Raw genomic sequence first — 12649 nt, 5'->3', positions numbered from 1 at the left:
GTGCGCGCAGCGCAGCCGTAGGCGTCCTACCGATGACCTCGTTAGCAGGCTGCCAATAGCCTAAAGTCGGGTTCGTCCAATAATCCGTCGACGTAGGCACCGGACAGGGTGCGTAGCAGGGTCGAACGGCCAACCACGCCAAACGGCAAGCACCGTCGCCCGAACCACCAACACCACCAAATTGGTGGCCAGCCGCCAGAGGCGACGCGTTTTTTGGTTACTTTTTGTCGCTCGGACAAAAAGTGACCCGCCCAGCAGGGCGGAACCAGGCCGGCAAATCAGCCCCCTCAATGCCTCACATCCTTACTCTCCAACTTCCAATAGCACCCCGCCGCAGCCACACCAAAGATCAGGTGCCCGATGAACGTATGCCAACCCCGCACCTCGACAAACCAGGGGAAGGCCCGCGTCATCGCATGGAAATTGAAGAAGTACACCACCAACCCGAACACCGCTCCCGCCACCATGGCCATGCCGAGGCTCGAATCCAGCGTGAACGGTGCAATGATGGCCGCCAGGATCATCCCCAGCACGGCGCCCAGCACGAAGTGGATCACCAGTGCCGCGGCCACGGTGCCGACGCTGAACAGCGAGGTCTGCAATACATCCGGCCCCATCACGATCGCCGCGATCATGCGCGTGGCCACCCAGGGGTTGACGCCCGACACCATCGACGACCAGAACAGTTCCAGCACCAGCAGCAACGCGCCCGCCGCCAGCCCCGAAACCGCTGCCGCGGTCCAGTCCGGCAGTCGTCGCACGTAGTGGTGCGATTGCATGTGAAGTTCCATAGCCACCTCCGTCTCTCATTCGGTCGGCGGGGCATCGGACTTGAGTGGGAACAGGCCCCGCGTCTCTGCTCAGCATAGGACACGGGTTTCCCGCTTCGGGGCCAAAAGGGTGAAAAAGGTGTGGCATGCGTACGCGGCGCAACGCCCGGCTCACCATATGTGCGGGCATCGGTACCTGTGCGCCATCTGCCCGGCACCGATTGGGGACAATCCCGATGCGAGCGGACGTGCATCCGGCACACACTGCCTATACTGGAATCACAAAAGAGAGACAGGAGACCGCCATGCACATCACCGCGCATGATCTAGTGTTCCTGATTCCGATGGCGCTGGTAGGCGTGATCGCCATGGGCTCGATCCCGGTGACCGCCAAGTTCCTGCGCATCAGTTGCCGGACCATGGGTGCCCTGATCGGCGCGCTGGTCGCGGTGTTGGTGCTTGAAGCGTTACCGCTGCTGATCTGACTCCGCAGGAGTCGGACAGGCGGTGTCAGGGAGGAGGGCCGCTATGTCGATCGGCCTGCTCGCCGCCGTGATGGCGGCGCTACTGTTCATTACCGTGCTGCGGGCGATCTGGCGGTGCAGCCATCCGTATCGGATGCGCTATCGGCGCTGCGCTGCACAACGCCAGCGTGCGGGGTTGTGCCGGCATGCGGAGCGAAGGCACGGCTAGAAACCATCAGGCCCGCTTGCCCCATGGCCCCAATGCCTCGTTGCGCTAGCCGCGCAACGGGCCAACACGCCGTCGGCGCGCGCAACGCCGCCAGCGGCGCGTTCACGGACTCCCCCAGCCGCTCCATCAGCGAATATCGCGCCACGTAGTGCCGGAAGTGTTCGAGGAATGCCGCCTCGGCCGGCGTCTGGCGCCGCTCCGGATTCCACAGCAGGTACATGTCGATATCGGCCACGCCCTCTTCGGGCGGCAGGCGCCACAGCCGCTGCTGCGCGACGTCGTCGGCCACGATATGTTCCGGCAGACAGCCAATGCCATAGGCTGCGAACACCAGCCGCCGGATTTCATCGAAGCTGGGCGAGGTCGCAACGATGCGGCCCGAAAAACCGTGCTGGTCGCGGAATACGGCCAATGGCGCCAGCACATCGCCAAGCTGGTCGCTGCTGAATGACACGAAGTTCTCGGCCAGCAGGTCGGCAATGGCAAGGCCGGTGCGGCCGAACAAGCGGTGATGGCGCCCGCAAAAGATGGCGTAGCGCTGGCGCAGGAAGAGCATGTGCGCGAGCTTGTCGCCAGACTGCCGGTACAGGCTCAGGCCCACACCGCCCGCCTTCTGCGCGAGGGCGTCTGCGATCTCCGTGCTGCGCATCACGTCCACCTGCAGCGTCACGCGCGGATGCTGGCGATGGAAGGCGGCCAGGCATTCGTCGTAGACGCCGGAATGGATCCAGGCCCGAGCAACTCGAGGCGGGCGCCAATGTGCTGCTCGCGGCAATGCTGGCGCAGGCCCAGGGCTGAGCCCGCCAGGATCAGACAGACCGGGAAGTGCCTGCGGCGTTACAGCTCGATCATTGCGAATTCGGCCTTGCCGACGTCGCATTCGGGGCAACGCCAGTCATCGGGGATGTCTTCCCAGCGCGTGCCGGGGGCGATGCCGTCTTCCGGCCAGCCCTGTTCTTCGTCGTAGACCCAGCCGCAGATCACGCATACCCAGGTCTTGAAGGCCACGGCGGCTTCGATTTGGTCCTGCTGCAAAACTCACTCCTGATTCGGCTATGGAACGGATTGTCCGGGCCGAATCATACCGGTTTTCCGGGCAGGGCCTGTGGCGGTGCCGCGCCAGGCGGCACCGCACTCCGGCCTAGCCGCGGATGGAAAAGTCCACGCGGTTGGGCGCGCCCTTGTCCTTGATGCCCTCGGCACTGAGCTTGGGCGCAGTCAGGAACAGCCGGCTTTCCGGCACCTTGCCCTCGCGCTCGAGCGACTGCTTGACCACCAGCGCGCGTTGCTCGGCCAGGCGTTTCAGGTCGGCATCGGTGACGGTGGCGTTGGCCATCAGCAGCTTTTCCATTTCCTCCGGCGGCAGGGACTTGGCGAAGCCGACGAAGTTGCGCGGCTTCTTCATCGAGGTGCGCTTGTAGACCTGCTCCAGGTACTTCGGGTACTCCGCCTTCGAGACCTTGACCTCGGCGCCCTGCTCGCCGGCTTCGTCCTCGCCGGCCTCGCCGCCCGCCTGCGCGCTGGCGCGCTGCTCGCGCCGCTTCTGCTCGGCCACACGCGCATCCAGCCACGCGCGGCGCGCGCCGGCCTCGTCGGTGGCCGGATCGATGCGGCCGCTGATTTCCAGCCGCAGCGACGGGCGGTCATTGAGCGCCTGGCCCAGCTTGGCGATCTTGTCCTTTGCCACCGGCGTCAGCGTCGCGGTGCCGGGCGCGAACTCGACATAGCCCAGTTCCTCGCCGCCGCCGCCAAAGGCCGAGGCAATCAGCGAGAACGGTGAAGTGATCGCCTTGGCCAGCAGGTTGACGATCACGCGCACGATCACGCCGCCGATGCTGAACTCGGGGTCCGACAGCGAGCCCGACACCGGCAGGTTCACGTCGATCACGCCGTTGCGGTCCTTGAGCAGCGACACCGCCAGCAGCACCGGCAGCTTGGTCGCATCCGGGCTGTCGACACGATCGCCGAAGGTCAGCTGGTCCAGGAACAGGTGATTGCGCGCATCGAGCTTGCCGTTCTCGATCTTGTAGGCCACGTCCACGGTCAGCTTGCCCTTGGTGATCGGGTAGCCGGCGTACTTGGCGGCGTAGGGCGTGAGCCGCGTCAGCTCCACGCCCGAGGCCTTGGCGGCAATGTCCAGGAACAGCTGCTCGCCCAGCGGATTGAGCTTGCCGCTGATATTGACCGGCGCGTCGTCGTCGATGCGGCCGTCCAGGACCAGGTCGGCCGGCGTGGGATCGCCCGACGACACCTTGGACACCGAGCCCTTCATGCCGGTCAGGTTGGCGGTGTAGTTCGGCTTGACGAAGAAATCAGAGAAATTGATGTTGCCCTTGTCGACCGAGATGCCGCCGATGCGCATCTGCGGCTTGGGCCCGCCCGGCTTCTGCTCGACCTGGGCCGTGCGCGTATCGCCGGCCTGCACTGGCGGCGTGGCCGGCGCCGAGGCCGGCTGGGCCTGCGTCAGGCTGGTGGACGGCGCGGCCTCGCCCTTCGCGGCGCCGCCGGCCATCACGTCCTGCAGGTTCAGGCGGCCGTTGGCGTTCAGGATGACGCGAGCATAGAAGTCCGACAGCGCGACATTGCCCAGGCTCACGCGCATCGGCCCCTTGCTCTCGTCCATCGCAAAGTCGATGCCCGACACCGCCAGCGAGCGCCAGCGCAGGAAATCATCGCCGGTGATGCGGTCCACCGTGCGCACATTGTCGGCCAGCACGTTGCCGTTGAATTGCGCGGCGATCGGCTTGCCGGTTGGCGCGTCGACATTGAGCTTGCCCTTGACGGTGAGCGTGCCGGTGCGCAGGGCGGCATTGAAGCGGTCAGCCATGTACGGCTGCAGCGGGCTGACCTCAACCTGGCGCAGGTCCAGCTGCAGCCGGCTGGCGGGGACCGCCGGCAACACCGTGCCATCGACGCCGATCACGCCACTGCGGCCGGATTCGGCATGCAACTTGAGCGACACCGGCGCCGGCGTCAGCGGCCAGGCGACGGCGCCGGTGGTCAGGGCGATATTGCGGAACTGGTGGATCACCGGGCGGCCGCGGTTGGCCTCGGCCGGCTGGTAGTCCGCCAGCCGGGCGCTGCCGCCTTCCACGACGACCTTGCCGATGTTGGCCTTCCAGCCGCCGCCCGCCGCGGGCGCGCCATTGGCGCTGGCCGCCGCCTTCGCCGGTGCCGGCTCCGCGCGCCGCGGCGTGCCGCGCGCCTGCTGCGCGGATTCGGTCGCCCATAGCCGCGCCATCTCGATCAGCTCGCCGCGATGGTCGCGCGTGGCCGCGATCTGCGGCTGCGCCAGCGTGACCTGGCTGGTGGCAAAGGTCTGTTTGGCGAGGTCGAACTGGATATCGTCGAGCACCAGCTTCTGGGCCTGCAGCAGGGGCAGGTTGGCGCCATCGCGGTCGGCGGCGCGCTCACGCGCACGGCGGCCGCCGCGCTGCGCGCCACGGCCGTTGTCCGCGGGCTGCGCATCGGCGTCGCTGCCGCTCGCGGCGGCGGCGGTCGGCATCACCACGGGATCGCGCGCGGCAACGTAGAGCGGCGCCAGTTCCAGGCGCGATTTTTCCAGCACAAACTGGAACTGCGGCGTGCCCCATGCCATGCGGTAATGCAGCTCGGCATTGACCGCGGTCGTGCCGAACTGGCTGCGCAGCGCGGGCGGCCACCAGGCGGCAAACCCCTGCGGCCGCAGCCCGGTGGTTTCCAGCGTGCCGGCCATCGAGCCCTCGCGCAGCAGCAGGTCGCCGGTGTGGTGCAGGGTCTGGCCATCGGCCACGGTCAGCGTGGCCTCGATGTGTGCCGGCTTGTCGCCTTCGGTGCCGGTAAAGCCCTTGACCTCGGCATCGAGCGGCCCGAGTGCGAGCTTGCCCGGGCCCGACGGCGCCAGCGCATCTTCAAACCCCAGCCTGGCCTGCTTGACGACAATGCGTTCGACCGCGTAGCGCCACGGCTCGTCCTTGGGCGCAGTCTTGGCGGGTGCGGCTTGCACGCCCGAGGCTGCCGCCGGGGCAGAGGCCGGCACCGCCGCGGGCGCCGGGGCCGGGGCCACGCCATCGGTGGATTTGCTCGCCGCCTGCGGCAGGAACGCCGTGGCCAGGTTCAGCGAGCCGTCCGCGCGGCGCGCGGCCTCCACCGCCAGCCCTTCGATCTCCACCCTGCGCAGTTGCGCGCGGTGGGCCAGCGGCTCGAGCTTGCCGATATCCACCGCCAGCCGGCCGCTCTTGACCAGCGGCTGCCCGGCGCGCGTGCGCATGTCGGCATCGCGCAGCGCGGCGGTGCCCATCACCACCATCTCCTGCGTGTCTTTCTGCTGGCGGAACGCCAGCGTCAGGCGCGTATCGAGCTTGCCGGACTTGACCTCGGCATCGCGCAGCGGCGGCGCGAACGCCATCAGGCGCGCCACCTCGAGTCCGTCCAGGTTGACGTTCAGGCGCGTCTGGCGTGAATCGGCAAAGGGCAGCACCTCGCCGTCCAGCGCCAGCGGCGTGCCGTTGACCTGCGCGCTCAGCGTGGGCCGCGTCACGATCTCGACGTCATGCGGCAGGTTGGACAGGAACGGCAGGGTCAGCGTCAGGTTGTCGACGCGCAGGCTGGAATTGAGCAGCTTGTCGTCATAGCTGAAGCTGCTGCCGGTGACCGCGATGTTATTGACCGAAAAGCGCGCCGGCTTGGCATCGGCGGGCTTGGGCGGCAGGGCCGCGAACTTGTCCTGGACATCGGCAAAGCTCATGCGGGCGTCGGCGCCGCGCACCACGTGCACGGCGAGCCGGTCGACATGCAGGTTGTCCACCACCGGCGCCAGGTGCCAGATCGAGGCCACCGAGGTATTGGCCTCGACCTCGCCCAGCGTCAGCGCCGGGGTCTTGCCGTCGCGCTCGTAGATGGTCAGGTCAGTGAGCGTGGCCGCCAGCTCGAACGGCCGCACATGGGCGTGGCCCAGCGTGACCTTGCGCCCGAGCGCCTCGGTCGCATTCTTTTCGACCAGGTATTTGAGCAGCGGCGGGCCGCCGAAATACCCCGCCAGCCCGAACACCGCGAGCGCCGCGACCACGCCGCCCGCGACACGCGTCGCCAGCCGGCCGCGTGGCGTGGCAGCCACTGCCAGGATGGATTGCTTGAAAGCCATGACGTTCCAGAAGATCTGACCCCGCACTCCGATGCTGCACGCTGCTTTGTGCCCCGGATTTCACATTTTTCGTCATTATGGCAACGGTTTTGGACAAAGCAAAGAAATCAGATTTGACCTCTCAACGGGCAGTGAGGCGATCTGGTATCTTTACGTCCTTTGCGAAGCGTTTCGTCGCAAGCCTGCGGCTTACCCGCCACATCGTGCCTGCCTCTCCTGCGCTGTACCCTCCGGCCACACCCATCACGTATTCCGTGCTGCGCGCTTCGCATGCGATCCCTTCCATGCGAGTCCCCTCATGTCTACCACTAGCAGTACCGCCGCGGGTGCCGGCACGCCGCGAGCCGGCGCGCGCGCGCTGACCGGCCAGGATTACAAGACCCTTTCCCTTGCCGCGCTGGGCGGCGCGCTCGAGTTCTACGACTTCATCATCTTCGTCTTTTTCGCGACGGTGATCGGCCAGCTGTTCTTCCCGCCGTCGGTGCCCGACTGGCTGCGCCAGCTGCAGACCTTCGGCATTTTCGCGGCCGGCTACCTGGCCCGACCGCTGGGCGGCATCATCATGGCGCACTTCGGCGACCTGCTCGGCCGCAAGAAGATGTTCACGCTGTCGATCCTGCTGATGTCGGTGCCCACGCTGCTGATGGGCCTGATGCCGACCTACCAGTCGATCGGGCTGGCCGCGCCGGTGCTGCTGCTGGTGCTGCGCATCCTGCAAGGCGCGGCCGTGGGCGGCGAAGTGCCCGGCGCCTGGGTGTTCGTGTCCGAGCACGTGCCGCCGCGCCATGTCGGCTATGCCTGCGGCACGCTGACCGCGGGCCTGACCGCCGGCATCCTGCTGGGTTCGCTGGTCGCCACCGGCATCAACAGCATCTTCACTCCGGCCGAGCTCACCGAGTACGGCTGGCGCGTGCCGTTCCTGATCGGCGGCGTGTTCGGCATCGCCTCGATGTACCTGCGGCGCTGGCTGCATGAAACGCCGGTCTTTGCCGAGCTGCAGAAGCGCAAGGCCCTGGCGGCGGAGATGCCGCTGAAGTCGGTGATGCGCGACCACGGCGGCGGCGTCGCGGTGTCGATGCTGCTGACCTGGATGCTGTCGGCCGGCATCGTGGTGGTGATCCTGATGACGCCAACCTTCCTGCAGAAGGTGTACGGCTTCGATGCGCGCACCGCGCTGGTTGCCAACAGCGTGGCCACGCTGTGCCTGACGGTCGGCTGCATCGTCGCGGGCGCGCTCGCCGACCGCATCGGCGCACGCCGCACGCTGTTCGTCGGCGGCCTGCTGCTGGCAATCTGCAGCTACGTTTTCTACACGACCATCTTCACCCGCCCCGACCTGCTGCTGCCGCTCTATGCGCTGGCCGGCTTCCTGGTCGGCACCATTGGCGCGGTGCCGTTCGTGCTGGTCAATGCCTTCCCCGCGCAGGTGCGCTTCTCGGGCCTGTCGTTCTCGTACAACGTGTCGTATGCGATCTTCGGCGGGCTCACGCCGATGGTCGTCACGCTGATGCTGAAAGAAGATCCGCTGGCGCCGGCCCACTATGTGGTGGCGCTGTGCGTGCTCGGCATGGTGACGGCGCTGTTCGTGAAGGACGGCTCGCGCGGCTGACGCGGCGGCTGCAACAACAAAGAAGGGAGGGCTGATGCCCTCCCTTCTTTTTTATGCGGTTTCCTGCTCGCCGCGCGTCAGCGCCGGTGCTGGCGGAAGAATTGCCACATCATCCTGCTGGCATCGGGGCCGATTTCGCTGTGGTAGCCGTAGCTGGCATCGCCCCCGCTCCAGGCGTGGTCCAGGCCCTCCACTTCCACCAGCGTCACCAGGTCGCGGCGCCAGCGGCCGAAGCGGTATTCATGGGACCGGCCCGGCGTTTCGCCGTCCGGGTCGGGTGGCGTGGGCGTACCGGCGAGCCGGTCTTCGAGGCCGTTGTAGGCCAGGAACTGCCGCGCCAGCAGGCGGCCATTGACCGGATGCACCGCGTCGTCGGCCAGGCCGTGGATCACCAGCGCCGGCATCTCGGGTCCGCCCGGCGTCGCGCCGGCGGCATCGAGCAGCCAGGACGGCTCGGACGCCGACCCCTGCTGCATCGCGCGCAAGCCGGCGCGTGGATTGTCGGCCGCGCCGATGACCACCCCCGAATGCAGGGCCACGGCCGCGACCTTGCCCGGGTAGCGCAGCGCCACCACCGCGGCCATGGCCGCACCGGCGGACATGCCGGCCAGGTAGATCTCGCGTTCGCGCACGTCGTGGCGCGCCGCCAGCGCATCGATCAGCATGGCCACCGCCTGCGCCTCGCGCCCGCCTTCGGCAGCGCCCAGGTCGAACCACTGCCAGCAGCGCTGCACCTGCCGGCGCAATGGCTGTTGCGGGTAGGCCACGATAAATCCCTCGCGTTCGGCCAGCGCGTTCATGCGCGTACCCGCGGACAGCTCATCGGGCGTCTGGCGGCAGCCATGCAGCATCACCACCACCGGCAACGGACCGCGATGGGCCTTGGACGGGATGTACAGGTGATACGAAAGTTGCGGTACCAGCTCACCGGGCTGCGGCGCCAGCCGCAGCCGGTGTGCCTGCCAGGTTCCGGGCAGGCCGCCCGGCGCGGAGGCCGGCCGAGGTGCCCGGGCTCGGCCGGGCGGGCCATCCGGGCGCGCCGGCGTGAGCGGATTCAGCGAATCCATGCGGTCCAGCCAGGATCTCACCTGGGCTTCCGTGCGGGCCTGCACACGGCTCAGTCGCCGGATCTGCGCATGCCAGTCAGCGGCAAGACTTTTGGTCATGAGGACTCCTATGTGACGGAATCTCCCCCTGTGCCTTTATTGTTGCATTGCAGCATACCACACTCGGGAGGCGTCCTCCCGCTCTGCCCGGTAACAGGGCGTAAGCGTCGCCATGGTCTTTTCGCCCGACACGAAATTACTAAAGCAGCCATACGAAAGTACGCAGATCGCGGTGAGATAGCTTGCGTTGCCGGCGTTTTGTACTTTGTCATCACTTTTTGGGAAAAACCACAACCATGCCGGACAGCGGCGCACCAGCCTGCTCGCTCTGCCTCTTTCGCCATGTCTGCAACGGCGCCGGCAAGGACCCGCGGCGGCCGCTGGCGTTGCATCCGGACCGCGTGGAAGTACGGGTGCTGCTGGTGGCGGTGGGATCGATGCGGGCGACGCAGCGGCTGGCCATGCGGCGCGCTTTGCCGCGGTCGGGCTGATCTCGGTGCGCCAGCGGCACCTGCGGATCATCGACCGCGATGGGCTGGCCTCGGTCAATGCCGACCTGGACCAGGCCCCGCGCCGGGACGAGGTGGCAAATCTAGCCGAGTACGGCGCGGCGCCAGGCGAGCGGCGGCTGGCCTAGACGGCGGCCAGCCGGCGGGTCAGCGATCAGCCACTCGCTTCCAGCCGTCCGGCGAGAAGCTGCGGATGGCAGTGGCGCGGGATGCGGTGCCGGGCCCGAGGTCGCGCTCATAGAACACACGGTCGCTGCCAAGCATGAAGGTGTGCACGCCAGTATCGCCATAGCGGGCGGGCCAGGCAATCAGCCCATATTTGGCGTCACTGCCCTTGCCCGGCGGCAGGATCCGATAGTGGTAGCCGTAGAAGGCATCCGCGGCGGGCGTATCGGGGCCCATCGCCAGCGCATCCGGGCCGACCGGGCTGGCGTCCTGCTCGCTGGCGGCGGGCCAGTACAGCCCGTTGGTCTTGCCCGGCGAGCTGATCAGCCGGGCGGCGTAGCGCCCCTGCCCGACCTGGTCCGCGTAGCGCTGCTGGGCATCGGCCAGTTGCAGCAGCGTTTCCATGGTCACCAGCTCATTGCGCCCGAGACGGCGGCGGTGCACTTCCTGCTTGCCGGCGCGCAGGTCGAACTGCCAGCCGTCCTTCTGCTTTGCCAGCGGCACGGGGAAGGTCCATCCGCTCTGCCCGACCGCAATCAGCGCGCGGCGCTCGCCATCGGGCTGCACGGCATGGTGGCGCGCCCAGGCGCCGAGAAACGCATAGACATCATCCCGGTCGATGGTGCCCTGCGGCACCAGCGACTGGTATTGCTTGCCCAGCACCCGCTGCAGCGCGTCGCCGTCGCTGCGCGCAATGGCATCGCCCAGCGCCTCGGCGGCCGCGTCGGGGCTGGGGAAGACCTGCTGGGCCATCGCCGGCAGCCCCAGCGACAGGACCGCGGCGGCCACCAGCGCGCGCACCCCGGTTGCGGAGAAAGCGGCAGAGAAGGGATTGCCCGTCATGCGCATCATGATTTACCTCCGACCATGGCCGAAATGTTCGCCGCCGCCCAGCCGGCCACCACCACCACCACCACCCAGCCCGCCACCCTGGTTGAGCCCGGCCGGGCGCGCTTGCGGCGCCTCCCGCTGCGACAACCCTGCGCGCTGCGTCTGCTAGTGCACCCGCTCGCCGTTGCCGGCATCGCGCAGCGCACTGTCGCGGTTGGCATTGTGGGCACGGTCACGTGCCGCTGCCTGGTCCGCGCGCTGGCGGTCAGCGCCGGCCGGCCGCGGATTCTGCACGCCACCACCGGCCGCACCCGGCCGCGAGCGCTCCGCCGCGCCGCCCGCATGGCCCGGTATGGATTGCCCGGTGCGGCCTTCGAACGACTGGGCCGCGCGTTCGCGCGCCTGGTCACGCTGGGAAGGCTCACGCTGCACCCCGCCGGCGCCACCCACGCGCTGCCCCGGCTGCGCGCCCGCCGGACGGCTGGCCAGACCGGCCTGGCGCTGCTGGTCGTAGCGCCCGCGCACCGCCGCGTTGTTGTAGGGCACGTTGCCGCGGTGGGCGGGATTGTGCTGCCAGTTCACATTGGCGCGGTTGACGTCCAGGCGCTGGTTGACGTTGATGTTGTTGTAGCGGTTCACATTGATGTTGACGTCGTGGTCATGCCAGTTGAACCCGCCCCACATCGCATCGACCGCTGCCACGCCAAGCCCGAAGCCGATGCCCGCTACCATCGCCGTGGCAAACGCCGAGCCAGGCGGCGGCGGATAATAGGCCGGCGGATAGGCCGGGTACGCCCAGGTACCGTAGACCGTGGTCGGGTTGTAGGTCGGCACGTACACCACCTGCGGGTTGGCCGGCTCGATCTGCACGACGGTGGTGCCGCCGGAGCTCTGCGTGACAACCTTCTGCTGCTCGGTCGTCTACAGCGTGCCCGCGTTGTGCGCCTGCACGCGCAAGCGCTGCACCGAATCCATCACATCGTTGGGCTGGGCCAGGAAGGCATCGCCGATCGACTGCACCCACTGCGGCTGGCGCCCCATCATGTCGAGCACCGAAGGAAATGCCGCCAGCGATTGCACGCTGGGGTCCCAGGACTGGCTGGCCACCGCCTTGGTCGCGGCATCGCCAGACAGGCTGGGATTGGCCTTGGACCACTGCGCCGCAGCGGCGACGTCGGCCGGATAGGTGGCCGCCATCAGCACCTGCGACAGCAGCGCATCCGGATACAGCGCGACCGGCGCGGCAAGCTGGTCAAGCTGCGCATTGCTCAGCTTGGATTGCGCCAGCGCTGGCCCCAGGGGCGCCATCAGCATCAGTGCCAGGCACCATGCGCAGAGATGTTTGAAACGATGCATGTCGACGCTCCACAAGTACGCAAGTCACGGCACTGCTGCCCCGGGCGCGACCCTCAGCGGCGCTCCTGCGCGCACTGCTGGCGATACGCTTCTTCCAGGCGCTTGCGATCCGCCTGGCGCTCCAGTGTCGGGTATGTGCGCCCGTCGGCGGTGGTGACCGACGATTTGCCGGTGGACCACTGCGAACCGCCGGGCTGTGCGTTGATCTGGTCCAGCAACGACTGGCAGTGCTGCCGCTGCGACGCGGACAGCGTGCCGTCAGGTCCTTCCACGACAGCCGTGGCCTCGTCCAGCATCCGCGGCGGCGGCGGGGCCACCATTGGCGTGCCGGCCGCTGCCGCTGCCGCTGCCGAGGCTGCCGAGGCATTGCCGGCTGCCCACAGCGGGGCTGCCACCATGGCGGCGCATGCCAGCATGCCCGCCTTGATCAGAAACTTCGTCAATCCAATACTCCAGAGCCGTCCGCGGGCATCCATCCGGCGCCGCGG

Annotated in this window: 10 protein-coding genes and 2 pseudogenes; 4 read left to right on the top strand and 8 right to left on the bottom strand. The window is 68.0% G+C overall.

The window, feature by feature from the left end; all coding sequences use genetic code 11:
• Positions 1–287 precede the first annotated feature (287 nt).
• On the bottom strand, positions 288–791 hold the full coding sequence (locus DN412_RS18205; RefSeq protein ID WP_078200886.1) for a hypothetical protein: 504 nt from the start codon (positions 789–791) through the stop codon (positions 288–290).
• Between the two features lie 284 nt (positions 792–1075).
• Between DN412_RS18205 and DN412_RS18200 the strand changes: the two genes are divergently transcribed.
• Positions 1076–1255 carry a hypothetical protein gene (locus DN412_RS18200; RefSeq protein ID WP_115212876.1) on the top strand — a complete coding sequence of 60 codons (180 nt, stop codon included), beginning with the start codon at positions 1076–1078 and terminating at the stop codon, positions 1253–1255.
• Positions 1256–1575: 320 nt separating this feature from the next.
• Here the strand turns inward: DN412_RS18200 and DN412_RS18195 are convergent.
• From DN412_RS18195 to DN412_RS18185, 3 genes and pseudogenes are all read right to left on the bottom strand, one after another.
• Positions 1576–2190, bottom strand: a pseudogene (locus DN412_RS18195) (substrate-binding domain-containing protein); the annotation flags it as partial.
• A gap of 110 nt (positions 2191–2300) precedes the next feature.
• On the bottom strand, positions 2301–2498 hold the full coding sequence (locus tag DN412_RS18190) for a rubredoxin (protein ID WP_078200892.1): 198 nt from the start codon (positions 2496–2498) through the stop codon (positions 2301–2303).
• 106 nt (positions 2499–2604) lie between these two features.
• On the bottom strand, positions 2605–6585 hold the full coding sequence (locus tag DN412_RS18185; protein ID WP_167471102.1) for a DUF748 domain-containing protein: 3981 nt from the start codon (positions 6583–6585) through the stop codon (positions 2605–2607).
• A gap of 298 nt (positions 6586–6883) precedes the next feature.
• Between DN412_RS18185 and DN412_RS18180 the strand changes: the two genes are divergently transcribed.
• Positions 6884–8194: an MFS transporter gene (locus DN412_RS18180; protein ID WP_115212874.1), complete on the top strand. Its 1311-nt coding sequence runs from the start codon at positions 6884–6886 to the stop codon at positions 8192–8194.
• Positions 8195–8271: 77 nt separating this feature from the next.
• On the opposite strand, the gene DN412_RS18175 is transcribed toward DN412_RS18180, so the two are convergent.
• Positions 8272–9360, bottom strand: a complete 1089-nt coding sequence (locus DN412_RS18175; protein WP_115212873.1) for an extracellular catalytic domain type 1 short-chain-length polyhydroxyalkanoate depolymerase — start codon at positions 9358–9360, stop codon at positions 8272–8274.
• Positions 9361–9596: 236 nt separating this feature from the next.
• Between DN412_RS18175 and DN412_RS44565 the strand changes: the two genes are divergently transcribed.
• The gene (locus tag DN412_RS44565) at positions 9597–9791 is read left to right on the top strand and encodes a hypothetical protein (protein ID WP_244222690.1); all 195 of its coding nucleotides are present in this window, start codon (positions 9597–9599) and stop codon (positions 9789–9791) included.
• A gap of 5 nt (positions 9792–9796) precedes the next feature.
• The gene (locus tag DN412_RS44560) at positions 9797–9937 is read left to right on the top strand and encodes a hypothetical protein (protein ID WP_244222689.1); all 141 of its coding nucleotides are present in this window, start codon (positions 9797–9799) and stop codon (positions 9935–9937) included.
• A 19-nt stretch (positions 9938–9956) separates the two neighbouring features.
• Here the strand turns inward: DN412_RS44560 and DN412_RS18165 are convergent, their stop codons facing one another.
• The 3 genes and pseudogenes from DN412_RS18165 to DN412_RS18155 form a co-directional block, all read right to left on the bottom strand.
• Positions 9957–10826 (bottom strand): DUF2950 domain-containing protein, encoded by an 870-nt coding sequence (locus tag DN412_RS18165; RefSeq protein ID WP_115212872.1) that lies wholly within the window; start codon positions 10824–10826, stop codon positions 9957–9959.
• Between the two features lie 3 nt (positions 10827–10829).
• A pseudogene (locus DN412_RS18160) lies at positions 10830–12161 on the bottom strand (DUF3300 domain-containing protein).
• A 53-nt stretch (positions 12162–12214) separates the two neighbouring features.
• Positions 12215–12604: a hypothetical protein gene (locus DN412_RS18155; RefSeq protein WP_115212871.1), complete on the bottom strand. Its 390-nt coding sequence runs from the start codon at positions 12602–12604 to the stop codon at positions 12215–12217.
• Positions 12605–12649: the final 45 nt, after the last annotated feature.

This window comes from Cupriavidus lacunae (assembly GCF_003353055.1).
Taxonomy (GTDB): domain Bacteria; phylum Pseudomonadota; class Gammaproteobacteria; order Burkholderiales; family Burkholderiaceae; genus Cupriavidus; species Cupriavidus lacunae.
The sequence above is the reverse complement of the archived record's forward strand: the minus strand, read 5'-3'. Positions and strand labels throughout refer to the sequence as shown.